Consider the following 23,478-nt stretch of genomic DNA (forward strand, 5'->3'; position numbering starts at 1 on the left):
AGATAGGGGTTGATACTGTCATGCGCAAAACGTCTTTGACAAGACCTGAGGGTTGTCGCTGAGTGACAACATCTGCCACCCTCAGCTTTGGTGCGGCGCGAGTGTGCCCTAATTGAAATACCTGATTACCCTGAATTGTCTGCCGCCTGCCAGGGGCTTTGCCGGTTTGCCGGCCTCGCCGGGCCATGGATTAGGCCCACGCGCGCAGGGCTGCCCGGCGTGGCGCACAATCTTTCTTACTCATTGACCGGGTGTTTCACCAACGGCAATTTTTCATTCCAGCCAAGGACTCTTCATGAGCGACACGCCCAACCCATCTGCCGCCAACGAGAACGGCCAGCAAGAAGACCCGCGCAAGGATTCGCTGATCGAGTATCCGAGCCAGTTCCCCATCAAGGTGATGGGCGTCAAGAATGAGCATCTGGTGCATGAAATCACCAAGATCGCCGAAAAATTCGACCCCAGCTTTGACGCCAGCACGGTGGAGCTGCGCCCCAGCTCCGGCGGCAACTACCTGGGCGTGACCATCACCATCACGGCCACCAGCCGCGAACAGCTGGACGATACCTACCGCGCACTGACCTCTCACCCCCTGGTGAAGGTCGTGCTGTGAGCAACAACCCGATTGCTTCCGCCTTGCTGCCCCCCGAAGCCATGGACCTGCGCTTTCTGGGGCGCACCGGCTATGAAGCAACGGTGGTCGCGATGCAGGAGTTCACGCGCACACGCAACTCGGCCACACGTGACGAAGTATGGGTATGCGAGCACTCACCCCACTTCACCCAGGGGCTGGCCGGCAAAACCGAAAATGTCCTGAACCCCGGCGATATTCCCGTGGTGGCCACCAATCGCGGCGGCCAGGTGACCTATCACGGCCCCGGTCAGGTGGTGGCCTATCCGCTGCTGGATCTGCAGCGCATGGGCTACTTCGTCAAAGAGTATGTGTACCGGCTGGAAGATGCGGTGATCCGCACGCTGGAGCATTTCGGCGTCACCGGCCACCGCGTGGCAGGCGCCCCCGGCATCTATGTGCGCCTGGACGATCCGCGCAGCCATGCCATGCTGGAGCAGCGTCCGCAACATCGCGAACCGGGCAGCCCGGCGCCCGAGCCGCATTTCGAGGGCCTGGGCAAGATTGCCGCCCTGGGCATCAAGGTCAGCCGCCACAGCACCTACCACGGAGTGGCCCTCAATGTCGATATGGATTTGGAACCTTATTTGCGAATCAACCCTTGCGGATACGCAGGGCTGAGCACGGTGGACCTTTCTACAATCGGCATACAGACAACCTGGGACGAGGCCGCATCCGTGCTGGGCCGCCAGCTGAAGGCGCGTCTCTCACCCTGAAGGCAAGATCATGAGCACCAATGAAGTCGTGCGCGAAGCGCAGTCCGCCGAAAACTACAACCCGCTGGCCAAGCAGAAGGCTGCCGCCAAGCTGGCACGCATCCCCGTGAAGGTGGAGCAGGCCGAAGTCCTCAAAAAGCCGGAATGGATACGCGTCAAGGCCGGCAGCCCCAGCACGCGCTTCTACGAGATCAAGGACATTCTGCGCAAGAACAATCTGCACACGGTCTGCGAGGAAGCCAGTTGCCCGAATATCGGCGAGTGCTTTGGCAAGGGCACGGCCACCTTCATGATCATGGGCGACAAGTGCACGCGCCGCTGCCCCTTCTGCGACGTGGGCCATGGCCGCCCCGATCCGCTGGACGTGAACGAGCCGCTGAATCTGGCGCGCACCATTGCCGCTCTGCGCCTGAAGTACGTGGTGATCACCAGCGTGGACCGCGACGACCTGCGCGACGGCGGCTCGGGCCACTTTGTGGAATGCATCAAGAACATCCGCGAGCTCTCGCCCGAGACGCAGATCGAGATCCTGGTGCCCGACTTCCGCGGCCGTGACGACCGCGCGCTGGAAATCCTCAAGTCGGCTCCGCCCGATGTGATGAACCACAATCTGGAAACCGCGCCGCGCCTGTACAAGGAAGCACGCCCCGGCTCCGACTACCAGTTCAGCCTCAACCTGCTCAAGAAGTTCAAGGAACTGCACCCCGATGTGCCGACCAAGAGCGGCATCATGGTGGGCCTGGGCGAGACGGACGAGGAAATCCTGCAGGTGATGCGCGATATGCGCGCCCACAACATCGACATGCTGACCATCGGCCAGTATCTGGCGCCCACCAACAGCCACCTGCCCGTGCGCCGCTATGTGCACCCCGATACCTTCAAGATGTTCGAGCAGGAGGCCTACAAGATGGGCTTCACCCACGCCGCCGTGGGCGCCATGGTGCGCTCGAGCTACCACGCCGACCAGCAGGCCCATGCCGCCGGCGTCTGAGCACCGAAGACAGCACTCACAAAAGCAGCCCCTGTGGCTGCTTTTTTCATGCCCGGATGCAATGAGCAGTACTGCACGCTCCAGTATTTGCCAAAAATAAAGCTCCTGAATAAGGAGCTTGCTGCGCTTTTCTGGTAAAGCTTACATAGTCAATTCATAGCAGAATCGTTGCACATCATGCGCTAAAAGCTATGAATTTTGATAATCCACTGTTTACATCGAAAAAACGCCTGGCTAACCGGCAAACCGCTGGCTGGCAAAAACGACTGCAGGCTGAACAGGCCCGACGAGTCGCCCCACGATGAAACTGAGCCATGCAGCGCTGGATACCCCACCAGAGTCCTGTGCTGCAAGCTGGGATGGATAGTAACATCAAATGAGAATCAATATCAATTAATTTTCGTTTTCCACAAAAAGAAATCTCCAAACACCTGTTTTGCAGCCATTTCGCAACCGTTGACACCTGCAATCACGGCGCATGCTGGTCTCAGCAACACTACAGCACCAACCGCACTCGGTCGAAGCGACGTGCGCGCAGGTCGTCGCGGCGCATCCACAGATAGACCTGGCCTTCATCGCCCCAGCCCATGCCGCCTTTTTCATCGCTGCCGATCTGCAGCAGCAAAAGCCACTGCGTTGCGGTATCGCGTACGGCCCGCGTGGCCTCGTCCGCGTAGGCCTCGCCATTACCGCAGTAATGCCCCGCAGCCACCAACGCGCATTCGGTCTGCATATCACCCTGGACAGGCGTGGGCCAGCCGCCGATGCGATGGCAGCCACTGTCCTCTCCACCGCTGCTGGCAGCGTTTTGTGCGTCATCGAACCACCATTCGACAAAGCGGTCACGCTGCTCTTCGTCAAGTGCCAGGCCCTGCGAATCCCACTGAGCGCTCTCCAGGGGCAAGGCCGTGACGCAGGCATGCAGTTCGCAGGCCATAGGTGCGAGCTGGCAATGATCGGGCAGCTCTAGCAGCGCCGGCGGCTGCGGGCGCCGCTCAAGCTCGGCATCGCCCTCGGAGAAGATCAGCTTCAGCGCACAGGCGTCGGCAGGATCGAAACCCCAGGGCTGCTCCATCAGGTCGTAGAAGACGGACAGCAGCCCGGACTCGGGGAAATCCGCATCCAGAGTCCCGGCGGAGCGGGCTTCGGCGAAGTTGATCTGCGCCACAAAGCTCAGCGGAAAAGTGCTTTCAAGCCTTGCGACGTGCTGCAAGGCCTCTTTGCGAAACAGCAGTACTTGCTCGGGTCTGGCCCATCGCCAGCGGCTGTCGGGAGCAAGGCTGTCTTCGCGATGGGGCTTCACCCGCTGCTCATGGTCCGGATAGCGCCCTCGCTCGGGCCAGGCCACACCGGCTGGCAGGTCGGGACAGCCGCCAAACTTGGTGCTGCCGGACGCAATCTCCGCTTCATCCTTCACCGCAGTGGTCTGCAGCCACACGGCCGGCCTGGCTTGTGCAGCCAGTTGCTGCGCAAGCGCTGCATCTTCCAGCACCGGCTCGAGCTCACGGGCGATTTCCTTCGAATGTGCGTAATTCATCCATCCCTTTTCTGCCTGCCTCGAGGCCGCTCCCTGGGTTCTTCAGGGCGCCAGCATCTGCGCAGGGCATTCGCTGCACAGTACCTCGCAGGCCCAGGGAGCCAGCTTGCTGGAGTCCGCACGCAGCACCTCCTGCTTGACGGCCAGAATCTGCGCGGGGTGCATGGAAAAGCTGCGCAGCCCCAGGCCCAAAAGCAGCCGGGTCATGCTCAGATCACCGGCCATTTCGCCGCAAACGCTGACTTCCTTGCCTGCAGCATTGGCCGCTGCGATGACCTCCGCCACCAAGCGCAGCACGGCCGGATGCATGGGGTCGTAGAGATGGGCCACGGTTTCGTCGGCACGGTCGATGGCCAGCGTGTACTGGATCAGGTCGTTAGTGCCTATGGACAGAAAGTCGAAATATTGGAGAAAGCTGCGTACCGTCAGGGCGGCCGCCGGGATCTCGATCATGGCGCCCAGCTTGACCGGGCCGTAGGCCACGCCGCGCACATCGAGCTCATGCTGCGCCTGGCGCAGCTGTGCCAGGGTCTGCTCGATCTCGCTGCGATGGGCCAGCATGGGAAACAGCAGCTTGACCTGCCCATGCGCTGCCGCGCGCAGAATGGCGCGCAGTTGGGTGCGGAACATCACGGGGTCGGCCAGACTCCAGCGTATGGCGCGCAGGCCCAGCGCGGGGTTGAGGTAGTAGTCCTTGGGCTGAGCCTTGTCCAGCGGCTTGTCGGCCCCCACGTCCAGCGTGCGGATGGTGACCGGCATGCCTTGCATGCCGTCTATGGCCTCGCGATAGGCACGATACTGCTCTTCCTCGCCGGGCAGATTGCCGCTGCGCCCCATGAACAGAAACTCGGTACGGAACAGCCCCACCCCGACTGCGCCAGCACGCACGGCAGCAGCCCCGTCGCTGGGCTGCTCGATATTGGCCAGCAGCTCCACCTTCTGCCCATCCATGGTGAGGGACGGCGTGTAGCGCAGACGGGTCAGGCGCTCGCGCTCCAGTTCGGTCTGGCGCTGGCGAAAGCTGTACTCCGCCAGGATGATGGGCGTGGGGTCCACGATGACCACGCCCTCGTTGCCGTCGATGATGACCCAGTCGTCCTGGCGAATCAGCTGGCTTGCGGCCCGCGCGCCAACCACGGCCGGAATGTCCATGCTGCGCGCGACGATGGCCGTGTGGCTGGTCTTGCCGCCCACGGCTGTGATGAAGCCCGCAAAGACCTTGCTCTTGAACTGCAGCATGTCCGCTGGCGACAGATCCTGCGCCACCAGCACCAGCGGGGTTTCCGTGGTGACGTCGAGAGGCAGCTGCTGTCCATCGGTTGCAGGCACGGCGCCCGTCGGAGCCAAAGGTGGAGCAACCTGCGCAAGCGGACTGGCCGCGCCCTTCATGTGGCGCAGAATGCGCTCCACGACCTGCTCCAGATCGGCCTTGCGCTCGCGCAAGTACTCATCGTCCATCTCGTCGAACTGGCGCGAGACGATTTCCAGCTGAGTGGTCAGCGCCCATTCGGCGTTGTAAAGACGCTCGGAGATCCAGTTCCGAATGGCCTCGGCCAGTGCCTGGTCCTGCAGCAGCATCAGATGCACATCGAGCAGCGCATCCAGCTCGCCAGGCGCATCCTTGGGCATTTCTTCCTGAAGCCGGCGCAGCTCGTCAATCACCGCATTGCGTGCCGTGCGGGCACGCTGGATCTCCGACTCCACCTGATCGGGCCGGATGAAGTAGTGCACCACCTCCATGCGACTGGAGGCCACAACGACCGCGCGCCCGATGGCAATCCCTCGGGAGACGGCCAGGCCGTGGATGGCAAATGTCATAGCGAATGCCCTTTCGCGAATTTCGCGATTGCTTTTTGCTTGCTTCTTGCTCTTGTTTTTGCAGCAGTCAGCGCCAACTATCGCTGCACTACAGCATCAAAACCGCTCTACTTCATTGACAGCAAGACCCTGCCTGCTATCAAAAGAGCTAATCGTCAAGCTGCCACCTGCGCGCGGTCAAGCCGCGGCACAGGTGAAGCAGCCTTTACTGGCCTTCACCAAACTTGTCGTTGATCAGGGCCACCAGCGCATCCATGGCTTCCTGCTCCTGTGCGCCATCGGTTTCCATCTCCAGCTCGGAGCCTATGCCTGCCGCCAGCATCATCACGCCCATGATGCTCTTGGCATTGACGCGGCGCTCGCCCTTGGTCAGCCAGACCTCGCAGGGGAAGCTGCCCGCGAGCTTGGTGAGCTTGGCCGATGCACGGGCATGCAGGCCCAATTTATTGCTGATGGTGATATTGGTCTTGATCATTGGAAGGTCGTGCGCTTTGATTTTGTCGGGAACTGCCGGCTACCTGCATCACTCCTTGGCTGCCGCCCACCATGGCCCGCGAAACCAGGGCATCCAGCGGCTCATGCCGATAGCCTATGGAGCGCAAAAGCATGGGAAGGTTCACGCCCGCCACCAGCCTGGCCTGCAACAGGCCCGTGAGACGCTGGGCCACGTTACAGGGTGTGGCACCGAACAGATCGGTCAGCACCAGTGTCGGTGCATCCAGCCCGCCATGCGCCACCAGCATGGCCAGGGCACGCTCCAGCGTGGCCTCGGGCGCCTCATCGGAAGGCACGTCCAGGGCCAGCAAGTCGTCAGCGCTATCGGCAAACACATGCAGCGCGCATTCGCGCAATGCAGCGGCCAGAGGAGCGTGAGTGAGCAAAAGAATGCGCGTGGTCATGTAGTCACAGTTCTTGATAGCAAATTATGGCTTGTCGCCGCCGTCAACAAGGGCAATGAGGTGGATGAAGCGCAAGGGTCATGATCTGGATGCGGGCTTATTGCAACTGCAGGCCCGAGAAAAACAGCTCGGCCTCTGCAGGCATGGCCTTGTCAGCGTAAATCACCGCGTGATAGACCCTGGCGCCGCCGCCTTCCAGGCGAGCGAACCAGAGGCCATGCCCCACCACCTTCTGTCCGCTCGGGCCCTGGCCTTCGAACGTGATGCGCAAGGACTGCGGCAGATTCAGCACCCCCTTGGGCACCCATGGACCGTCTCCCTTGACATTGAGCTTTGTCGCGACGCCGTCTGCCGACTTCAGCTGCTTGAGCACCGCCTGCTGCCAGAACGTCAGAGCCTCGGCCGCGCGGGCGGGCTCGGCCACGGCAAAATGCGATACCGCATAGGTCGCGCCCCGGGCCTCGCAGCCCACCACCGACAGCGGCACCTGGCCCAGGCCCAGATCGACAGGGCGGCTGGCCGTCTGCGCATCGCAGGGCAAGAGTGCTTGCAGCGGCGCATCCTTGAGCTGGGTGGTACGCCAGTTCAGTGCCGGGCTGCAGGCGGCCAGCAGCGCACCGCTGACCAGTAGCGTCGCAGCCCAGAGTCCGGTTTTCTTCATGGCCCATTATCGGCAGCGGCACGGGCCCGACTTGTCACGCAAGCCTAGGGTTGACCCGTGGGTCAAGCAGTAAGAACTGAACTTTCGGCATGTTTGACACACCAAACCACAGATCAGCAAGGTGCTGAAGATTTGTGCACAATCAATCTCTATGGCAAGCAAACATTGGATCGCAGGCATTGTGGCGGCCGCCGTCATCGGCGTCGGGGCCTGGGTGTATTCGGGCGCAGGGCAAGCCGCGGCGCCGCAATCCACCTTTGTGCTGCTGGACGGCAGCCAGAAAACCACCGCCGACCTCAAGGGCAAAGTGACGCTGGTGAACTTCTGGGCCACCAGCTGCACCACCTGCGTGGCAGAGATGCCCGAGATCATCAGCACCTACCAGAAGTACCAGGGCAAGGGCTTTGACACCCTGGCCGTGGCCATGAGCTACGACCCGCCCAGCTATGTCGTGAACTTCGTCGAATCGCGCAAGCTGCCCTTCCAGGTCGCGCTGGACAACACCGGCAACGTGGCCAAGGCATGGGGCGATGTGCAACTCACCCCCACCACCTTCATCGTCAACAAGCGCGGCGAGATCGTGAAGCGCTATATCGGCGCACCCGACTTTGAGCAACTGCACAAGCTGATCGAGAAGCTGCTGGCAGAACCCGCTGCAGCTTGATTAAAAACCATAGCTCACAGCGCTTGACAGCAAGTCACTTCAACATCAAAAGTGCCTAAAACATAGAAATAGCAAGCGACAGCAGCTCACAAAAAAACCGACCATTGGTCGGTTTTTTCATGCCTGGAGCATCGAGCAAGGGCCGCTCCGCAGCAAAGATGCTGTCCCCTGGGGGAAGCCGCGCAGCGGCTCAGGGGGCTACTTATTCCGGAAGCTGTCGTGGCAGCTCTTGCAACTATTGGCGGCCGGGCCGAAAGCCGTCTTGAGATTGTCCAGATTGCCGGTCTTGGCGGCAGCGTTGAGCTTGACGACTTCTGCTTCCATCTTGCCCGACAGATCATGGAACTTGGCCTGCTCCTTCCACACCTCAGGTTTGGCCTTGCCGCCTTCGGTGCCGGCGCCGAAGCCGGCCCAGGGCAGCTTGGACATGAAGGCCACAATTTCCGCACTTTCCTGCGCGCTCTTGGCATCAAAGGGCATCTTGCCATTGGCCATGGCGCCCAGGCGACCGAAATGCGTGCCCAGCACGCTCAAGGCGCTCTGGCGGTATTTGATGGCATCTTCAGCCTTGGCGAACTGTGCCGAGGCAGGCAGGGCCACGGTGGCAACCACAGCAGCGAATGCCAGAGTGGAAAAAGCTTTCATCGGGGTATCCTTTCTTGGTTCTGCAGCCTGCCGCAGGCGGCTGCCTGACCAGTATGGCAGAGTCACCCAAAGGCCGCGATTTGGGCTTGCAGCCTTGCCAGGGCACAATGTCCGGGTCCATCAGCCATGAAAAAGCCATGACAGAGTCCGCCACACAAGCCTCCACGGAAGTCCACAGAATTCGGATCTGGGACCTGCCCACCCGCCTGTTTCACTGGCTGCTGGCAATCTGCATCGTGGCCCTGGTGGTCACTGCCAAGATGGGCGGCAATGCCATGAACTGGCATCTGCTGCTGGGACAGGTGGTGCTGGCCTTGCTGATCTTTCGCATTCTCTGGGGTTTGGTGGGCGGGTACTGGTCGCGCTTTGGCAGCTTCATCCCTTCTGCAGCAGCCATGAGCCGCTATATGCGCGGCACTTCGACCACGCAGGACCGCGCAGGCCACAACCCGCTGGGTTCACTGTCCGTGATCGCGATGCTAATCGTGCTGATGGCGCAAATCGCAAGCGGGCTGATGAGCGATGATGAAATTGCCTTCAGCGGACCGTTGACGCGTTTTGCCTCTGGCGAACTGATCTCCAAGGCCACCAACTACCACGCCCACTGGGGCCAGTACCTGATTTACGCACTGGTCGCACTGCATCTGCTGGCCCTCATCGGCTACAGCCTCAAGGGCGACAAACTGGTCCCGGCCATGGTCACGGGCGACAAATTGCTGAAGGAGCCCGTTGCTGCGAGCCGCGACACCGCCAGCACCCGGGTTCTGGCTGCGCTGCTGGCCGTGGTGGCAAGCTCTCTTTCCTGGTGGATCCATCAACTGGGGCAGAGTGCTGCTTTCTGAGTTCTGACGCTGCAGGCAGCGGCTTTAACCATGTAAAGCACTTGCCGCTACACTGGGCCTTCTTTCATCATTGCCTAGTTGCCGTGGACAAGCCTGCCGTGGACTTGCTGACGCCCAGCCTGGAGGAAATAGGTGCTGTGCGCCAGATCTTTCAGGAGTATGCGGACAGCCTGAACATCGACCTGGAATTTCAAGGATTCGAATCCGAACTCGCCGCCCTCCCTGGCGAATATGCTGCGCCCCGTGGACAGATTCTGCTGGCTCGCGTGGATGGCAGCATTGCGGGCTGCTGCGCACTGCGTCCTCTTGACGACTCGGACTACCCCAATGCCGCTGAGATGAAGCGCCTGTTCGTGCGCAAGGCTTTTCGTGGCTTCGGCCTGGGGCGTCAACTGGCCGAAGCCATGCTCGATATTGCCCGCCAGGCTGGCTATGACCATGTGCTGCTCGACACACTGGACGATATGGAGTCTGCCCGCGCGCTGTATGTGGACCTGGGCTTCGAGCCCATCGAACCCTACTATCACAATCCGCTTCCAGGCGCACACTACCTCAAGGCCGATCTTTTCTGAGCCCGAATACAAAAAGGCATTGCCAGTTTGGCAATGCCTTTTTTCTGTGACGCCGCGCAAAGCCGCCTTGCGGCGAGAGCGTCACTCCCGCGCGCAGCGGCTCAGGGCTTCAGCCATCAAGCCTTGGCTTGAGCCAGCATGGTGCCGGCATCGCTGACTTCAAACTTGCCGGGAGCTTCCACGTTCAGGGTCGCAACCTTGCCGTCCTTGACCAGCATGGAGAAGCGATTGGCACGCAGCCCCAGGCCCTTGCCGTTCAGGTCCAGCGTCAGGCCGGTCGCCTTGGCGAATGCCGCATCGCCGTCGGCAATCATGCGCACCTTGCCGGCCACCTTCTGATCGCGGCCCCAGGCGCCCATCACGAAAGCATCGTTCACGGCCAGGCACCAGATTTCGTCCACGCCCGCAGCCTTGAGTTCTTCGGCCTTGGCCACATAGCCTGGCAGATGCTTTTCGGAGCAGGTGGGCGTGAATGCGCCGGGCACGGCAAACACGGCAATAGTCTTGCCGGCCAGAGCCTCGGGCAGCTTCACGGGGTTGGGACCAAGGCTGCAGCCATTGCCTTCCACTTCCACATATTCCATCAAGGTCACTGCGGGCAGGGCATCACCAACTTTAATCATGACTATCTCCTTTGTTGCAAAGCACGGACCGCATTCTTGGCGGCCCAAATAAAAAAACGACCCACAGCATTGTGGGTCGTTTTCAAGGGCTTTGCAGCCGGCGGGCCTGGTTAGGCTTACACCAGAGCAGCCTTTTGAACCAAGCGGGTAGCAACCCAGTTCTTGGTCTTGGAGAGAGGACGGCTCTCGGTGATTTCAACCACGTCACCCAGCTTGTACTCACCTTGCTCGTCGTGAGCGTGGTACTTGCTCGACTTGATCATGATCTTGTCGTAGATGGGGTGCTTGACGCGGCGTTCCACCAGAACGGTCACAGTCTTGGCACGCTTGTCGCTGACCACCTTGCCAATCAAGGTGCGCTTGAGGGATGTTTTAGCTTCCGTCATGTCGGCTCCTTACTTGGCGGCTTGCTTTTCAGCAAGGATGGTCTTGGCACGAGCGATGTCACGGCGTGTAGCCTTGATGGTCGCAGTGTTGCCCAGTTGTTGCGTGGCCTTTTGCATGCGCAGACCGAAGTGAGCCTTTTGCAGGGACTTCACTTCAGCTTCCAGACCAGCCACGTCTTTTTGGCGGAGTTCAGCAGATTTCGTCATGTTGATCTCCTTAAGCACCAATGTGACGGGACACGAAGGTCGTGCGCAGAGGCAGCTTTGCAGCAGCCAGGCGGAACGCTTCACGGGCCAGCTCTTCAGGCACACCCACGATTTCGTAGATCACCTTGCCGGGCTGGATTTCGGCCACGTAGTACTCGGGGTTGCCCTTACCGTTACCCATACGCACTTCGGCGGGCTTGGTAGAGATGGGCTTGTCCGGGAACACGCGGATCCAGATACGACCACCACGCTTGACGTGACGGGAAATTGCACGACGTGCAGCTTCGATCTGGCGTGCGGTCAGACGACCACGGTCAGTAGACTTCAAACCGAAATCGCCGAAGGCAACGGAGTTGCCACGGGTAGCGATACCGGTGTTGCGGCCTTTTTGTTCCTTACGGAACTTGCGGCGTGCAGGTTGCAGCATGTTTATTCTCCTTTACCGTCCGCTGCTGTAGCGGGCGCGTCGGCCTTACGAACGCGCTTAACGGAATCAGCACCAGCGCCAGCAGGCTTGTCGCTGCCATCGGCAGGAGCGGCATTGGTGCCTGCGGGACGACGGCCACCACGGCCAGCGCCATCACGGCCATCACGGCGACCGTCACGACGGGGACCACGAGGACGACGCTCGTCTTCAGGACGGGGCGTTTCCACGGCGGGCAGATCGTTGCGGCCCAGGGTGTCACCCTTGTAGACCCAGACCTTCACGCCGATGATGCCGTAAGTCGTCTTGGCTTCGGAGAAGCCGTAGTCGATGTCGGCACGCAGAGTGTGCAGAGGCACGCGGCCTTCGCGGTACCACTCGGTACGAGCGATTTCGATACCGTTCAGACGACCAGAAGACATGATCTTGATGCCTTGAGCACCCAGACGCATGGCGTTCTGCATGGCACGCTTCATGGCGCGGCGGAACATGATGCGCTTTTCCAGCTGTTGGCAGATGGAGTCAGCGATCAGCTTGGCATCGATTTCAGGCTTGCGCACTTCTTCGATGTTCACAGCCACGGGCACGCCCAGGCGAGCAGCGAGTTCCTTCTTCAGGGCTTCGATGTCTTCACCCTTCTTGCCGATCACCACGCCCGGACGAGCCGAGAAAATGGTGATGCGGGCGTTCTTGGCAGGACGCTCGATCAGAACGCGAGCCACGGCGGCGTTCTTCAGCTTGGCCTTCAGGTACTCGCGCACCTTGATGTCTTCGGCCAGCATGCCGGCGAAGTCACGGTTGCTAGCGTACCAGCGGCTTGCCCAGTTGCGGCTCACCGCCAGACGGAAGCCGGTAGGATGGATTTTCTGTCCCATATTCTTCCTTAAGGCCTCAGTTACCCACTGTCACGTAGATGTGGCAGGTAGGCTTGCTGATGCGGTTGCCGCGGCCCTTGGCGCGAGCAGTGAAACGCTTGAGCGTAGTGCCTTGCTCGACGTAGATGGTCTTGACCTTCAGTTCGTCGATATCGGCGCCGTCGTTGTGCTCAGCGTTGGCGATAGCGGATTCCAGAACCTTCTTCACGATCACGGCAGCTTTTTTCTGCGTGAACTGGAGAATGTTCAGAGCTTGATCCACCTTCTTGCCGCGGATCAGATCCGCGACCAGGCGACCCTTGTCAACAGACAGGCGGACGCCACGGAGAACAGCACGTGTTTCAGACATGTTCTATTCCTTACTTCTTGGCTTTCTTGTCCGCAGGGTGACCCTTGAAGGTACGAGTCAGCGCGAATTCACCCAGCTTGTGGCCAACCATCTGGTCAGTCACATAAACCGGCACGTGTTGCTTGCCGTTGTGCACGGCGATGGTCAGACCGATGAACTCGGGCAGGACCATGGAGCGACGCGACCAGGTCTTCACTGGCTTCTTGTCCTTGGTGGCGATGGCCTTTTCGACCTTGGCCAGCAAGTGATGGTCAACAAACGGACCCTTTTTAAGAGAACGAGTCATTTGCTACCCCTTACTTCTTACGGCGCGACACGATCATGGTCTGTGTGCGCTTGTTGTTACGGGTGCGGTAGCCCTTCGTCAGATTGCCCCATGGGTCAACTGGGTGACGGCCTTCACCGGTCTTACCTTCACCACCACCGTGCGGGTGGTCGACAGGGTTCATGACCGTACCGCGGACGGTAGGACGAATACCCATCCAACGCTTCACACCGGCCTTGCCCAGACGGCGCAGGCTGTGTTCTTCGTTGGCAACTTCACCGATGGTGGCGCGGCACTCGATGTGCACCTTGCGGACTTCGCCCGAACGCATACGCACTTGAGCGTAGATGCCTTCGCGAGCCAGCAGAGTGGCGGAGGTACCAGCCGAGCGAGCGATCTGAGCACCGGCACCGATCTTCAGTTCGATGCAGTGGATGGTCGAGCCCACGGGGATGTTGCGGATAGGCAGGGTGTTGCCCACGCGAATAGGAGCTTCGGAGCCGCTGATGATGGTAGCGCCGACTTCCAGGTTGCGAGGAGCAATGACGTAGCGACGCTCGCCGTCTGCGTAGCACACCAGAGCGATGTGGGCAGTACGGTTGGGATCGTATTCAATGCGCTCAACCTTGGCGGGGATACCGTCCTTGTTGCGCTTGAAGTCCACCACACGGTAGTGGTGCTTGTGACCACCGCCCTTGTGGCGAGTTGTGATGTGACCGTTGTTATTACGACCGGCCTTCTGGAATTGAGCTTCCAGCAGGGGGGCAAAACCCTCACCCTTGTGCAGGTGGTCGCGAGTAACCTTCACCGCGCCGCGTTGGCCGGGGGTCGTAGGTTTGAGCTTGATAACAGCCATGATTACGCAGCCTCCCCAGACAGGTTCAGCTCTTGACCGGGCTTGAGCATCACGTATGCCTTGCGCACATTGTCGCGACGGCCCACGGTCTTGCCAAAGCGCTTGGTCTTGCCCTTGGTGTTCACCACAGACACGCCAGCCACTTCAACCTTGAACATCAATTCCACAGCGGCCTTGATTTCGGGCTTGGTAGCGTTCTGCAGCACCTTGAATGTCACAGCATTGGACTTTTCAGCAACCAGAGTGGCCTTTTCGGACACGATGGGAGCGACCAGCACTTGCATCAGACGACCTTCGTCAAACTTGGTAGTGCTCATGCGAACATCTCCTTGAGTTTGTCGATCGCACCCTTGGTGACGAGCACTTTCTTGTAGTGCACCAGCGACACGGGGTCTGCATAGCGCGGCTCAACCACGAACACGTTCTTCAGATTGCGGGATGCCAGGTACAGGTTCTCGTCGATTTCTTCAGCGATCACCATCACCGACGAAGACAGGTTCATAGCCTTGAACTTGTCTGCCAGCACCTTGGTCTTGGGGGTATCCAGCGTCAGGGATTCCACAACTGCCAGACGGCCTTCGCGGGCCAGCTGAGACAGGATGGAAGCCATACCGGCGCGGTACATCTTCTTGTTGATCTTCTGCGAGAAGTTTTCTTCGGGCAGATTCGGGAAGATGCGACCGCCGCCACGCCACAGAGGCGAGGAGGACATACCAGCACGTGCACGGCCTGTACCCTTTTGCTTGAAAGGCTTGGCAGTGGTGTGACGCACTTGTTCACGGTCCTTCTGGGCGCGAGTGCCTTGACGTGCGTTGGCACGGTAGGCAGTCACCAGCTGGTGGACCAGATCTTCGTTGAATTCACGACCGAACACAGTCTCGGGAGCTTCCACCTTGGAAGCGGCCTGGCCTTGTTCATTCAGGAGTTCGAGCTGCATTAGTTCGCTCCTTTGGAAGCTTTAGCCTTGATCGCGGGGCGCACGGAAACGAAGCCACCCTTGGCACCAGGAATGGCACCCTTGATCAACAGCAGTTGGCGTGCTTCGTCGATACGAACCACGTCGAGGTTTTGAGTAGTGACGGTTTCGTCGCCCATGTGGCCAGTCATACGCTTACCGGGGAACACGCGACCGGGGTCTTGCGCCATACCGATAGAACCGGGAACATTGTGCGAACGGCTGTTACCGTGCGAAGCGCGCTGCGAACTGAAGTTGTGGCGCTTGATCGTGCCGGCGTAACCCTTACCGATGGAAGTGCCTTGCACGTCCACCTTCTGGCCAACGCTGAACAGTTCGGCCACAGGCAGAACGGCACCAGCGGCATACTTGCCAGCGGTTTCATCGGTCACGCGGAATTCACGGGTCACTTCACCGGCTTCGACACCCGCCTTGGCGAGGTGGCCGGCTTGAGGCTTGGTCACGCGAGAAGCCTTGCGTGCACCGAAAGTGACCTGCAGGGCCACATAGCCATCGTTCTCTTGGGTTTTGACCTGAGTCACGCGGTTGTTAGAAACATCCACCACTGTGACAGGCACTGCGTCCCCATCATCAGTGAACAGACGCATCATGCCCACCTTGCGACCCAGCAACCCCAGGGAGTTGCTCAGACTCATTTGTTTGCTCCAAAACTTTTGCCGCTGAAACTGCAATTGGCCCAGCGTTGTGCTTTAGCAATCATGCCTAGCACACAAAAGAAGGTTAATAAAACTTCGCATCAAAGGCGAAGCTCCAAATTTTAACGCGAACTGCTTTTTCAAGCAAGTTCGCGTTAAACAAAGACCCTTAAAAGCCTCTTGCGAGGCCTCCAAAACTCTTATTGCAGTTTGATCTCGACGTCCACACCTGCGGGCAGGTCCAGCTTCATCAGAGCGTCAACAGTCTTGTCAGTCGGGTCCACGATGTCCATCAGACGCTGGTGCGTACGGATTTCGAACTGGTCACGGCTGGTCTTGTTGACGTGAGGCGAACGCAGGATGTCGAAGCGCTTCATGCGTGTCGGCAGGGGCACGGGACCCTTGACGATAGCGCCGGTACGCTTGGCGGTATCAACGATTTCGGCTGCAGACTGGTCGATCAGCTTGTAATCGAAAGCCTTCAGACGGATGCGGATTTTTTGCTTAGACATTGTTAATTCCTAGCTTTTCTAAGAATTAGGCAATGATCGTGGCAACCACACCGGCGCCCACAGTACGACCACCTTCGCGGATAGCGAAGCGCAGACCTTCTTCCATGGCGATGGGGGAGATCAGCTTCACAGTGATCGACACGTTATCGCCAGGCATCACCATTTCCTTGCCTTCGGGCAGTTCGATGGAGCCGGTCACGTCAGTTGTACGGAAGTAGAACTGAGGACGGTAGTTGTTGAAGAAGGGAGTGTGGCGACCGCCTTCGTCCTTCGACAGCACGTAAACTTCAGCAGTGAAGTTGGTGTGGGGCTTGATGGAGCCGGGCTTGCACAGCACTTGGCCGCGTTCCACGTCTTCACGCTTGGTGCCGCGCAGCAGCAGACCCACGTTGTCGCCAGCTTGACCTTGGTCCAGCAGCTTGCGGAACATTTCCACGCCGGTGACGGTGGTCTTGACGGTGTCCTTGATACCGACGATTTCGATTTCTTCGCCGACCTTGACGATACCGCGCTCGATACGGCCAGTCACCACGGTACCACGACCGGAGATGGAGAACACGTCTTCCACGGGCATCACGAAGGCGCCGTCAACAGCACGCTCGGGAGTGGGGATGTAGGTGTCCAGAGCTTCGGCCAGCTTCAGGATGGCAGGCTCGCCCTTGTCGGACTGGTCACCTTCCAGGGCCAGCTTGGCAGAGCCGCGGATGATGGGGGTGTCGTCACCGGGGAAGTCGTACTTGGACAGCAGCTCGCGCACTTCCATTTCGACCAGTTCCAGCAGTTCTTCGTCGTCCACCATGTCGGCCTTGTTCAGGAACACGATGATGTAGGGCACGCCCACCTGACGCGACAGCAGGATGTGCTCGCGAGTCTGGGGCATGGGGCCGTCAGCAGCGGAGCAAACCAGGATAGCGCCGTCCATCTGAGCGGCACCAGTGATCATGTTCTTCACATAGTCAGCGTGGCCGGGGCAGTCCACGTGAGCGTAGTGGCGGTTGGCAGTTTCGTACTCAACGTGCGAAGTGTTGATCGTGATGCCACGAGCCTTTTCTTCGGGGGCGTTGTCGATCTGCGAGTAGTCCTTGGCTTCACCGCCGAAGTGCTTGGACAGCACGGTAGCGATAGCAGCAGTCAGGGTGGTCTTGCCGTGGTCAACGTGACCGATGGTGCCCACGTTCACGTGGGGCTTGGTACGTTCGAACTTTTCTTTTGCCATGATTTCTCCGAAAGAGCAAAAACCTGTGTGATGTTTAAGGTCTGCACCTCATTGCTGACTCGCCCCGCACAGGAAACAGGACGGCATGGGATCGCAGACCGGCAAAAATCGCGGCAATCCTCAAAGGACTGCCGCGATTGGAAGCCGTAGATTATGACGGATTCGTCAAACCTGCGTCAATTACTTGGCGCGGGCAGCAACAATGGCTTCAGCCACGTTACGAGGAGCTTCAGCGTAGTGCTTGAACTCCATGGTGTAGCTGGCGCGACCTTGAGTCATGGAACGCAGCGAAGTGGCGTAGCCGAACATTTCGGACAGAGGCACTTCAGCCTTGATGGCCTTGCCGCCACCAACCATGTCGTCCATACCCTGAACCATGCCGCGACGCGAGGACAGATCGCCCATCACGGTACCGGCGTAGTCTTCGGGCGTTTCCACTTCCACAGCCATCATGGGTTCCAGGATGACGGGGTTGGCCTTGCGGGCAGCTTCCTTGAAACCGAAGATAGCGGCCATCTTGAACGCCATTTCGTTCGAGTCCACATCGTGGTACGAACCGAAGGTCAGACGAACCTTGACGTCCACCACAGGGTAGCCAGCCAGCACGCCGGAAGTCAGCGCTTCGATCACGCCCTTCTCCACCGCAGGGATGTATTCGCGAGGAACCACACCGCCCTTGATTTCGTCGACGAACTCGAAGCCCTTGCCGGCTTCCTGGGGCTCCAGAGTCAGAACCACGTGGCCGTACTGGCCCTTACCGCCGGACTGGCGAACGAACTTGCCGTCCACGTCCTTGACCGTGCTGCGGATGGTTTCGCGGTAGGCAACCTGGGGCTTGCCCACGTTGGCTTCCACGTTGAATTCGCGCTTCATGCGGTCAACGATGATTTCCAGGTGCAGTTCGCCCATACCGGCGATGATGGTCTGACCGGATTCTTCGTCGGTACGCACGCGGAAGGAAGGATCTTCTGCAGCCAGACGCGACAGAGCGATACCCATCTTTTCCTGGTCGGTCTTGGACTTGGGTTCCACAGCCTGTGCAATCACGGGCTCGGGGAACACCATGCGCTCCAGCACGATAGGCGCGGCGATGTCGCACAGGGTTTCACCGGTGGTCACGTCCTTCAGGCCCACGCAGGCAGCGATGTCGCCAGCACGGATTTCTTCCACTTCCACGCGGTCGTTGGCCATCATCTGCACGATACGGCCGATACGTTCCTTCTTGCCCTTGACGGCATTCAGAACGGTCTCACCCTTGGACAGAACGCCAGAGTACACGCGCACGAAAGTCAGCTGGCCCACGAAGGGGTCGGTCATCAGCTTGAAGGCCAGAGCCGAGAACTTCTCAGCATCGTCAGCCTTGCGGCTCAGCTTCTTCTCTTCGTCATCGGGGTCGGTACCGGTAACGTCAGGAATGTCCACAGGAGCGGGCAGATAGTCGATCACGGCGTCCAGCATGCGCTGCACACCCTTGTTCTTGAACGCGGTGCCGCACAGCATGGGCTGAATTTCGGTGGCCAGGGTACGGGTACGCACGCCGAGCTTCACTTCTTCTTCAGTCAGAGTACCTTCTTCCAGGTACTTGTTCATCAGCTCTTCCGAAGCTTCGGCAGCGGCTTCCACCAGGTTTTCACGCCACTTGTTGGCGGTCTCCACCAGCTCGGCGGGGATGTCCTGGTATTCGAACTTCATGCCCTGGGAAGCTTCGTCCCAGATGATGGCCTTCATCTTGACCAGATCGACCACGCCCTGGAAGTTTTCTTCAGCGCCGATTGGGATCACCACGGGCACAGGGTTCGCGTTCAGGCGAGTCTTCATGCCTTCATAGACCTTGAAGAAGTTGGCACCGGTACGGTCCATCTTGTTCACGAAGGCCAGACGAGGCACCTTGTACTTGTTGGCCTGACGCCACACGGTTTCGGACTGGGGCTGCACGCCACCCACAGCGCAATACACCATGCAAGCACCGTCCAGCACGCGCATGGAACGTTCCACTTCAATCGTGAAGTCCACGTGACCGGGGGTGTCGATGATGTTGAAACGGTGTTCTGGGTAGGACAGATCCATACCCTTCCAGAAGCAGGTCACTGCAGCGGAAGTGATGGTGATACCACGCTCTTGCTCTTGCTCCATCCAGTCGGTGGTGGCAGCACCGTCGTGCACTTCGCCCAGCTTGTGGGTCACACCGGTATAGAACAGGATACGTTCTGTAGTGGTTGTCTTACCTGCGTCAATGTGAGCGGAAATACCGATGTTGCGATAGCGCTCAATGGGGGTCTTGCGAGCCATGATGGATCCTTGCTTGATCGTATGGGAGTACTGCCGGCCCCGCATTGTGCGCAGGAGGCAGCAGCTCTATATGGGGGCGCTCAGAATCGACACAAGGCCGCAGCAAGTTTTTGCATGCGGCCCTGTATCTCGAGCGAGATTCCGATTAGAAGCGGAAGTGGCTGAAGGCCTTGTTGGCTTCGGCCATACGGTGCACTTCGTCACGACGCTTCATGGCGCCGCCACGGCCTTCCGTAGCTTCCAGCAGCTCGTTGGCCAGGCGTTGAGCCATGGACTTCTCGCCACGCTTGCGGGAGGCTTCCTTGATCCAGCGCATGGCCAGAGCCAGACGACGGACGGGACGCACTTCCACGGGAACCTGGTAGTTGGCACCGCCAACACGGCGGGACTTCACTTCAACCATGGGCTTGACGTTGTTGATGGCAACAACGAAAGCTTCCAGAGGGTCCTTGCCGGGATGCTTCTTCTCGATCAGGTCCAGAGCGCCGTAAATGATGCGCTCAGCAACCGCCTTCTTGCCGCCTTCCATGATCACGTTCATGAATTTGGACAGCTCTACATTGCCGAACTTGGGATCCGGCAGGATTTCACGTTTGGGGACTTCGCGACGACGTGGCATTTTTTACCTCTATCTTTGCTTCAGTTGGCATCTTTTCAGATACCGCGAGAGCTATTCAAAACTCTCACTTACTCGACCCGCACAAAACATTCGTGCTCAGGGCCACTACGTTTGACCGCGCCAGTCAGGCGAATCAAACACCGTTTGTTTTCAAAAAACCAGGGCTGATTACTTAGCCTTAGGCTTCTTGGCACCGTACTTGGAGCGAGCTTGCTTACGGTCCTTGACGCCTTGCAGGTCCAGGGAACCGCGCACGATGTGGTAACGCACACCGGGCAAGTCCTTCACACGACCACCGCGCACCAGCACAACGCTGTGCTCTTGCAGGTTGTGGCCTTCACCGCCGATGTACGAAATCACTTCGAAACCGTTGGTCAGACGAACCTTGGCCACCTTACGCAGAGCCGAGTTAGGCTTCTTGGGAGTGGTGGTGTACACACGGGTGCACACGCCACGGCGTTGGGGGCAGTTTTCCATAGCAGGGCTCTTGGATTTAACAACTTCGACCGTGCGGCCCTGACGCACGAGTTGGTTAATGGTTGGCATTAATTAAACGTCCCTAAACGTGAATTTGCTTCGTGAAAGCAAAAGGTTTATCCGCAGCAACAGATGCCGATGCGGAAACGTGAATCCCTTCGGAAATTCCGAAAAGCCCTCGAATGTACCAGCTTGTGCAAATCAGCACAACTCCCTGCCGACAATAGCCCTGCCGGCAGCAAGATGCTTTGCATGGCACATCAAAGTGCTCTCACCGGCAGGAGCTACCTCCTGCCGGCCCGGGAACTTACTTGATCCAGAGGCGGATGGTGTCCCACAGACGACCGAAGAAGCCTGCCTGCTCGACGGCCTCAAGCGCTACCAGCGGCACCTCGGCCACCACATCCGCACCCGACTTGACCTTGAGCACCCCCATGGACTGCCCCTTGGCAATGGGTGCAATCAGCGGATCCTGGCGCACCACCTCGGTGGTCAGCTTGCCGCCGGTGCCCGAGGGCACGGTCACCACCACGGCGCCGTCGGCCTTGCCGATCTTGACGGCATTGGCAGCGCCCTTCCAGACGGCGGGAGTGGCCACGGGCTGATCGGAATCAAACAGCTTGACGGCATCGAAAGCGGTGTAGCCCCAGTTCAACAGCTTCTGGCTTTCGTTGGCACGCGCCTTTTCGCTGGCCGTTCCCAGCACGATGGACAGCAGGCGGCGCTGACCCACGTTGGGCAAGTCACGCTTGGCCGTGGCCACCAGGCAATAGCCGGCGGCATTGGTGTGACCGGTCTTCAGGCCGTCCACGGTGGGATCGCGAAACAGCAAGGCATTGCGGTTGCTGCCGTTGGAGGCGGGCGTGCCGGGGTAGCTGTATTGCTTGGTGGCGTAGTAGTGCATGTACTCGGGGAAGTCATGCATCAATCGCTGGGCCAGGATGGACAGATCACGCGCCGTCGTCAGGTGACCGGGCTCGGTCAGTCCTTCGGGGTTCTTGTAGCTGGTGTTCTTCATGCCCAGGGCCTTGGCCTGGTCATTCATCATCTTGACGAAGTTCTCGGCCGTGCCGCCCACGGCCTCGGCCAATGCCATGGTGGCATCGTTGCCGGACTGGATGATCATGCCGCTGAGCAGGTCATTGACGGGCACCTGCATCTTGGGGTCGATGAACATGCGCGAGCCGGGCATCTTCCAGGCGCGCTCGCTCACGGGCATGCGCTGCTCCAGCGTAATCTTCTTGGAGCGCAAGGCGTCGAACACCACATAGGCCGACATCAGCTTGGTCAGCGATGCCTGCTCGACGGGAGCATCGACGTCCTTGGCGCCCAGCACCTGGCCGGCAGTGACGTCCACCAGCAGATAGTTGCGCGCAGCAATTTCGGGAGGAACAGGGGCCGCCACCTGTGCCATGGCAAACACGGGCGCCACTGCGGCAGCAACGGCCAGAACACGCAGTGTGGAGTAGATGGGCTTCATGAAGAGGACTCTCGCTAAAGCAAAGGTAAGCGCGGTGATTTACCGTCGGAAACGGCCAAAGCCAAGGATATACCTCGGCCTGGCGCTATGAAAAGGGAGTTAACCAAGACGGGGCAGCAATTCACGTGCGTCAAGGTGTGGGAAATGGCTCTTACAGGGACTTCAGGTGGCGCACCACCAGGCTCTTGAGCAGCGGCAATTGTCCGTGAAAGAAATGGCCGACCTGCGGAATCACGGTAACAGGCAGTATCTGCGGGCGCGCCCAGTCCATCACGGCGGACAGCTCGACGGTGTCGTCCGCCTCGCCGTGGATCACCAGGGTCTGGTCATGGGCCTCGGCAGGCACGGGAGCCACTTCGAAGCGACTGGCGGCTGTGCCCACCAGTACAGCCTTCTGCACCCGGCCCGTACCCCAGAGTTGGGCCAGCGCATGGCTGGTGACGAAAGCGCCGAAGGAAAAGCCGGCCAGAGCTACAGGGCCTTCGGGCGCCACCTGCTGCACCACGGCCAGCAAATCCTGCAGCTCGGCCTTGCCGGCGTCATATTCGCCGGCACTGGCGCCCACGCCGCGAAAGTTGAAACGCACGACCGTGTAGCCGCACTGAACAAAGGCACGCGCCAGGGTCTGGACCACCTTGTTGTCCATGGTGCCGCCAAACAGCGGATGCGGATGGGCGATGATGGCCACGCCCTTGGGGCTCTGGCCTTCGACCAGTTGCGGCGCATCGCGCAGGGCCTCAATGGCACCGGCGGTGCCGGTGAGCGTCAGTCGTTCGGTCTGGGAATTCACGATTGCTATCCTAGTTGTAGCTTTTTGCGCTTGCTGTAATTGGGCTGACGCTTGAAAACGCTTAAAGTTCCTGAACAAGCAAGCCCAAAGTCGGCCGCACCATGCAAGAGCCGCCTTGCCGCAAGCCTGTCGGGACGGCCAAAGGACTCAAGGCAGCCAGATCAGCGCCCCACGCTTTCGGGCAGCACCAGGCGCTCGACCACCTTGCCGTGCTTGAGATGGGATTCGACGATTTCATCGATATCGCTGTCGTCGATGAAGGTGTACCAGACGGCTTCGGGGTAGACCACGGCCACGGGACCGCCGGCGCAGCGATCCAGGCAGCCGGCCTTGTTCACACGCACCAACCCCTTTCCAGCAAGCCCCTCTTCCTTGACTTTGCGCTTGCAGTGGTCAAAGCCCGCCTTGGCGCCATGCAGAGCACAGCAGTCCTCACCGTTGGGACGCTCGTTCAGGCAAAAGAAGATATGACGCTGGTAGTAGCCGCCGGCCTGGTCTTGATTCTGGATGTCGCTCATGGTGG

The 23,478-nt window shown here is 59.7% G+C and carries 31 protein-coding genes; 6 read left to right on the plus strand and 25 right to left on the minus strand.

Features of this window, described 5'->3' with window-relative positions; all coding sequences use genetic code 11:
* Positions 1–295 precede the first annotated feature (295 nt).
* From EIC84_RS18120 to lipA, 3 genes are read left to right on the plus strand one after another with little or no spacing between them, the layout of a single operon-like run.
* Positions 296–613, plus strand: a complete 318-nt coding sequence (locus EIC84_RS18120; protein WP_003065410.1) for a YbeD family protein — start codon at positions 296–298, stop codon at positions 611–613.
* A 41-nt stretch (positions 614–654) separates the two neighbouring features.
* Complete coding sequence (gene lipB / locus EIC84_RS18125; protein WP_034362077.1) at positions 655–1,347, plus strand: lipoyl(octanoyl) transferase LipB; 693 nt, start codon at positions 655–657, stop codon at positions 1,345–1,347.
* Between the two features lie 10 nt (positions 1,348–1,357).
* Entirely contained in the window at positions 1,358–2,338 is a 981-nt protein-coding gene (lipA, locus tag EIC84_RS18130; protein ID WP_003059385.1) for a lipoyl synthase, read from the plus strand.
* 496 nt (positions 2,339–2,834) lie between these two features.
* Here lipA and EIC84_RS18135 read toward each other — a convergent pair whose 3' ends face one another.
* The 5 genes from EIC84_RS18135 to EIC84_RS18155 all read right to left on the minus strand — a co-directional run bounded on the left by EIC84_RS18135 (position 2,835) and on the right by EIC84_RS18155 (position 7,253).
* Positions 2,835–3,875 (minus strand): YwqG family protein, encoded by a 1,041-nt coding sequence (locus EIC84_RS18135; RefSeq protein WP_003065412.1) that lies wholly within the window; start codon positions 3,873–3,875, stop codon positions 2,835–2,837.
* A gap of 42 nt (positions 3,876–3,917) precedes the next feature.
* Positions 3,918–5,693, minus strand: a complete 1,776-nt coding sequence (gene ptsP / locus EIC84_RS18140; protein ID WP_003065413.1) for a phosphoenolpyruvate--protein phosphotransferase — start codon at positions 5,691–5,693, stop codon at positions 3,918–3,920.
* Between the two features lie 205 nt (positions 5,694–5,898).
* Positions 5,899–6,168 carry an HPr family phosphocarrier protein gene (locus EIC84_RS18145; protein ID WP_003059390.1) on the minus strand — a complete coding sequence of 90 codons (270 nt, stop codon included), beginning with the start codon at positions 6,166–6,168 and terminating at the stop codon, positions 5,899–5,901.
* A complete protein-coding gene (locus EIC84_RS18150) occupies positions 6,137–6,592 on the minus strand; it encodes a PTS sugar transporter subunit IIA (protein ID WP_003065414.1) in 456 nt (151 codons plus the stop codon). Before EIC84_RS18150 ends, EIC84_RS18145 begins: the two co-directional genes overlap by 32 nt.
* A gap of 97 nt (positions 6,593–6,689) precedes the next feature.
* Positions 6,690–7,253, minus strand: a complete 564-nt coding sequence (locus tag EIC84_RS18155) for a hypothetical protein (protein ID WP_003065415.1) — start codon at positions 7,251–7,253, stop codon at positions 6,690–6,692.
* 151 nt (positions 7,254–7,404) lie between these two features.
* Here EIC84_RS18155 and EIC84_RS18160 point away from each other — a divergent pair, with 151 nt between their 5' ends.
* Positions 7,405–7,917, plus strand: coding sequence for a TlpA disulfide reductase family protein (locus tag EIC84_RS18160; protein WP_003065416.1), 513 nt, complete (start codon positions 7,405–7,407; stop codon positions 7,915–7,917).
* Between the two features lie 198 nt (positions 7,918–8,115).
* Here EIC84_RS18160 and EIC84_RS18165 read toward each other — a convergent pair whose 3' ends face one another.
* Positions 8,116–8,562: a cytochrome c gene (locus EIC84_RS18165; protein ID WP_003065417.1), complete on the minus strand. Its 447-nt coding sequence runs from the start codon at positions 8,560–8,562 to the stop codon at positions 8,116–8,118.
* 137 nt (positions 8,563–8,699) lie between these two features.
* Here EIC84_RS18165 and EIC84_RS18170 point away from each other — a divergent pair, with 137 nt between their 5' ends.
* Together EIC84_RS18170 and EIC84_RS18175 are read left to right on the plus strand one after the other, a co-directional pair.
* Positions 8,700–9,404, plus strand: coding sequence for a DUF4017 family protein (locus EIC84_RS18170; protein ID WP_050788964.1), 705 nt, complete (start codon positions 8,700–8,702; stop codon positions 9,402–9,404).
* An 83-nt stretch (positions 9,405–9,487) separates the two neighbouring features.
* Entirely contained in the window at positions 9,488–9,976 is a 489-nt protein-coding gene (locus tag EIC84_RS18175; RefSeq protein WP_003065419.1) for a GNAT family N-acetyltransferase, read from the plus strand.
* Positions 9,977–10,092: 116 nt separating this feature from the next.
* Here EIC84_RS18175 and EIC84_RS18180 read toward each other — a convergent pair whose 3' ends face one another.
* The 19 genes from EIC84_RS18180 to EIC84_RS18270 form a co-directional block, all read right to left on the minus strand.
* On the minus strand, positions 10,093–10,599 hold the full coding sequence (locus EIC84_RS18180; protein ID WP_003065420.1) for a peroxiredoxin: 507 nt from the start codon (positions 10,597–10,599) through the stop codon (positions 10,093–10,095).
* 116 nt (positions 10,600–10,715) lie between these two features.
* Entirely contained in the window at positions 10,716–10,985 is a 270-nt protein-coding gene (gene rpsQ, locus EIC84_RS18185; RefSeq protein WP_003059401.1) for a 30S ribosomal protein S17, read from the minus strand.
* 9 nt (positions 10,986–10,994) lie between these two features.
* The gene (gene rpmC / locus EIC84_RS18190) at positions 10,995–11,192 is read right to left on the minus strand and encodes a 50S ribosomal protein L29 (protein WP_003059403.1); all 198 of its coding nucleotides are present in this window, start codon (positions 11,190–11,192) and stop codon (positions 10,995–10,997) included.
* A 10-nt stretch (positions 11,193–11,202) separates the two neighbouring features.
* Positions 11,203–11,619, minus strand: a complete 417-nt coding sequence (gene rplP, locus EIC84_RS18195) for a 50S ribosomal protein L16 (protein ID WP_003059405.1) — start codon at positions 11,617–11,619, stop codon at positions 11,203–11,205.
* A 2-nt stretch (positions 11,620–11,621) separates the two neighbouring features.
* Complete coding sequence (gene rpsC / locus EIC84_RS18200) at positions 11,622–12,491, minus strand: 30S ribosomal protein S3 (protein ID WP_003059406.1); 870 nt, start codon at positions 12,489–12,491, stop codon at positions 11,622–11,624.
* 16 nt (positions 12,492–12,507) lie between these two features.
* Positions 12,508–12,840: a 50S ribosomal protein L22 gene (rplV, locus tag EIC84_RS18205; protein WP_003059408.1), complete on the minus strand. Its 333-nt coding sequence runs from the start codon at positions 12,838–12,840 to the stop codon at positions 12,508–12,510.
* A 10-nt stretch (positions 12,841–12,850) separates the two neighbouring features.
* Positions 12,851–13,126, minus strand: coding sequence for a 30S ribosomal protein S19 (gene rpsS / locus EIC84_RS18210; protein WP_003059413.1), 276 nt, complete (start codon positions 13,124–13,126; stop codon positions 12,851–12,853).
* A 10-nt stretch (positions 13,127–13,136) separates the two neighbouring features.
* Positions 13,137–13,961 (minus strand): 50S ribosomal protein L2, encoded by an 825-nt coding sequence (gene rplB, locus EIC84_RS18215; RefSeq protein ID WP_003059414.1) that lies wholly within the window; start codon positions 13,959–13,961, stop codon positions 13,137–13,139.
* Between the two features lie 2 nt (positions 13,962–13,963).
* Positions 13,964–14,278, minus strand: a complete 315-nt coding sequence (rplW, locus tag EIC84_RS18220) for a 50S ribosomal protein L23 (protein ID WP_003059415.1) — start codon at positions 14,276–14,278, stop codon at positions 13,964–13,966.
* The gene (rplD, locus tag EIC84_RS18225; RefSeq protein WP_003065421.1) at positions 14,275–14,898 is read right to left on the minus strand and encodes a 50S ribosomal protein L4; all 624 of its coding nucleotides are present in this window, start codon (positions 14,896–14,898) and stop codon (positions 14,275–14,277) included. Before rplD ends, rplW begins: the two co-directional genes overlap by 4 nt.
* Entirely contained in the window at positions 14,898–15,572 is a 675-nt protein-coding gene (rplC, locus tag EIC84_RS18230; RefSeq protein WP_003059417.1) for a 50S ribosomal protein L3, read from the minus strand. Before rplC ends, rplD begins: the two co-directional genes overlap by 1 nt.
* Before the next feature lie 200 nt (positions 15,573–15,772).
* Complete coding sequence (rpsJ, locus tag EIC84_RS18235) at positions 15,773–16,084, minus strand: 30S ribosomal protein S10 (protein ID WP_003059431.1); 312 nt, start codon at positions 16,082–16,084, stop codon at positions 15,773–15,775.
* 25 nt (positions 16,085–16,109) lie between these two features.
* Complete coding sequence (tuf, locus tag EIC84_RS18240; RefSeq protein ID WP_012836789.1) at positions 16,110–17,300, minus strand: elongation factor Tu; 1,191 nt, start codon at positions 17,298–17,300, stop codon at positions 16,110–16,112.
* 180 nt (positions 17,301–17,480) lie between these two features.
* Positions 17,481–19,589: an elongation factor G gene (gene fusA / locus EIC84_RS18245; RefSeq protein ID WP_003064006.1), complete on the minus strand. Its 2,109-nt coding sequence runs from the start codon at positions 19,587–19,589 to the stop codon at positions 17,481–17,483.
* Positions 19,590–19,734: 145 nt separating this feature from the next.
* Positions 19,735–20,208: a 30S ribosomal protein S7 gene (rpsG, locus tag EIC84_RS18250; RefSeq protein WP_003059438.1), complete on the minus strand. Its 474-nt coding sequence runs from the start codon at positions 20,206–20,208 to the stop codon at positions 19,735–19,737.
* Between the two features lie 168 nt (positions 20,209–20,376).
* Positions 20,377–20,754: a 30S ribosomal protein S12 gene (gene rpsL / locus EIC84_RS18255; protein WP_003059441.1), complete on the minus strand. Its 378-nt coding sequence runs from the start codon at positions 20,752–20,754 to the stop codon at positions 20,377–20,379.
* Between the two features lie 238 nt (positions 20,755–20,992).
* Positions 20,993–22,165 (minus strand): D-alanyl-D-alanine carboxypeptidase family protein, encoded by a 1,173-nt coding sequence (locus tag EIC84_RS18260; RefSeq protein WP_003064007.1) that lies wholly within the window; start codon positions 22,163–22,165, stop codon positions 20,993–20,995.
* A 151-nt stretch (positions 22,166–22,316) separates the two neighbouring features.
* On the minus strand, positions 22,317–22,955 hold the full coding sequence (locus EIC84_RS18265) for an alpha/beta hydrolase (protein WP_003064008.1): 639 nt from the start codon (positions 22,953–22,955) through the stop codon (positions 22,317–22,319).
* A gap of 161 nt (positions 22,956–23,116) precedes the next feature.
* Complete coding sequence (locus EIC84_RS18270) at positions 23,117–23,473, minus strand: ferredoxin (RefSeq protein ID WP_003064010.1); 357 nt, start codon at positions 23,471–23,473, stop codon at positions 23,117–23,119.
* Between the last annotated feature and the right edge of the window lie 5 nt (positions 23,474–23,478).

This window comes from Comamonas sp. A23 (assembly GCF_004522605.1).
GTDB lineage: Bacteria > Pseudomonadota > Gammaproteobacteria > Burkholderiales > Burkholderiaceae_C > Comamonas > Comamonas thiooxydans.

What these genes read in the sequence shown, in the direction of transcription:
- rpsG (WP_003059438.1), bottom strand. Translation starts at nt 20,208, where the DNA reads ATGCCACGTCGTCGCGAAGTCCCCAAACGTGAAATCCTGCCGGATCCC.
- rplW (WP_003059415.1), bottom strand. Translation starts at nt 14,278, where the DNA reads ATGAGCACTACCAAGTTTGACGAAGGTCGTCTGATGCAAGTGCTGGTC.
- EIC84_RS18135 (WP_003065412.1), bottom strand. Translation starts at nt 3,875, where the DNA reads ATGAATTACGCACATTCGAAGGAAATCGCCCGTGAGCTCGAGCCGGTG.
- EIC84_RS18180 (WP_003065420.1), bottom strand. Translation starts at nt 10,599, where the DNA reads ATGATTAAAGTTGGTGATGCCCTGCCCGCAGTGACCTTGATGGAATAT.
- rpsS (WP_003059413.1), bottom strand. Translation starts at nt 13,126, where the DNA reads ATGACTCGTTCTCTTAAAAAGGGTCCGTTTGTTGACCATCACTTGCTG.
- rplV (WP_003059408.1), bottom strand. Translation starts at nt 12,840, where the DNA reads ATGTCTGAAACACGTGCTGTTCTCCGTGGCGTCCGCCTGTCTGTTGAC.
- EIC84_RS18155 (WP_003065415.1), bottom strand. Translation starts at nt 7,253, where the DNA reads ATGAAGAAAACCGGACTCTGGGCTGCGACGCTACTGGTCAGCGGTGCG.
- lipA (WP_003059385.1), top strand. Translation starts at nt 1,358, where the DNA reads ATGAGCACCAATGAAGTCGTGCGCGAAGCGCAGTCCGCCGAAAACTAC.
- EIC84_RS18145 (WP_003059390.1), bottom strand. Translation starts at nt 6,168, where the DNA reads ATGATCAAGACCAATATCACCATCAGCAATAAATTGGGCCTGCATGCC.
- EIC84_RS18165 (WP_003065417.1), bottom strand. Translation starts at nt 8,562, where the DNA reads ATGAAAGCTTTTTCCACTCTGGCATTCGCTGCTGTGGTTGCCACCGTG.
- rpsC (WP_003059406.1), bottom strand. Translation starts at nt 12,491, where the DNA reads ATGGGACAGAAAATCCATCCTACCGGCTTCCGTCTGGCGGTGAGCCGC.
- EIC84_RS18160 (WP_003065416.1), top strand. Translation starts at nt 7,405, where the DNA reads ATGGCAAGCAAACATTGGATCGCAGGCATTGTGGCGGCCGCCGTCATC.
- EIC84_RS18170 (WP_050788964.1), top strand. Translation starts at nt 8,700, where the DNA reads ATGACAGAGTCCGCCACACAAGCCTCCACGGAAGTCCACAGAATTCGG.
- rpsQ (WP_003059401.1), bottom strand. Translation starts at nt 10,985, where the DNA reads ATGACGGAAGCTAAAACATCCCTCAAGCGCACCTTGATTGGCAAGGTG.
- EIC84_RS18260 (WP_003064007.1), bottom strand. Translation starts at nt 22,165, where the DNA reads ATGAAGCCCATCTACTCCACACTGCGTGTTCTGGCCGTTGCTGCCGCA.
- rpsL (WP_003059441.1), bottom strand. Translation starts at nt 20,754, where the DNA reads ATGCCAACCATTAACCAACTCGTGCGTCAGGGCCGCACGGTCGAAGTT.
- ptsP (WP_003065413.1), bottom strand. Translation starts at nt 5,693, where the DNA reads ATGACATTTGCCATCCACGGCCTGGCCGTCTCCCGAGGGATTGCCATC.
- lipB (WP_034362077.1), top strand. Translation starts at nt 655, where the DNA reads ATGGACCTGCGCTTTCTGGGGCGCACCGGCTATGAAGCAACGGTGGTC.
- rplP (WP_003059405.1), bottom strand. Translation starts at nt 11,619, where the DNA reads ATGCTGCAACCTGCACGCCGCAAGTTCCGTAAGGAACAAAAAGGCCGC.
- rplB (WP_003059414.1), bottom strand. Translation starts at nt 13,961, where the DNA reads ATGGCTGTTATCAAGCTCAAACCTACGACCCCCGGCCAACGCGGCGCG.
- rplC (WP_003059417.1), bottom strand. Translation starts at nt 15,572, where the DNA reads ATGAGTCTGAGCAACTCCCTGGGGTTGCTGGGTCGCAAGGTGGGCATG.
- fusA (WP_003064006.1), bottom strand. Translation starts at nt 19,589, where the DNA reads ATGGCTCGCAAGACCCCCATTGAGCGCTATCGCAACATCGGTATTTCC.
- rplD (WP_003065421.1), bottom strand. Translation starts at nt 14,898, where the DNA reads ATGCAGCTCGAACTCCTGAATGAACAAGGCCAGGCCGCTTCCAAGGTG.
- EIC84_RS18150 (WP_003065414.1), bottom strand. Translation starts at nt 6,592, where the DNA reads ATGACCACGCGCATTCTTTTGCTCACTCACGCTCCTCTGGCCGCTGCA.
- rpsJ (WP_003059431.1), bottom strand. Translation starts at nt 16,084, where the DNA reads ATGTCTAAGCAAAAAATCCGCATCCGTCTGAAGGCTTTCGATTACAAG.
- tuf (WP_012836789.1), bottom strand. Translation starts at nt 17,300, where the DNA reads ATGGCAAAAGAAAAGTTCGAACGTACCAAGCCCCACGTGAACGTGGGC.
- rpmC (WP_003059403.1), bottom strand. Translation starts at nt 11,192, where the DNA reads ATGACGAAATCTGCTGAACTCCGCCAAAAAGACGTGGCTGGTCTGGAA.
- EIC84_RS18270 (WP_003064010.1), bottom strand. Translation starts at nt 23,473, where the DNA reads ATGAGCGACATCCAGAATCAAGACCAGGCCGGCGGCTACTACCAGCGT.
- EIC84_RS18120 (WP_003065410.1), top strand. Translation starts at nt 296, where the DNA reads ATGAGCGACACGCCCAACCCATCTGCCGCCAACGAGAACGGCCAGCAA.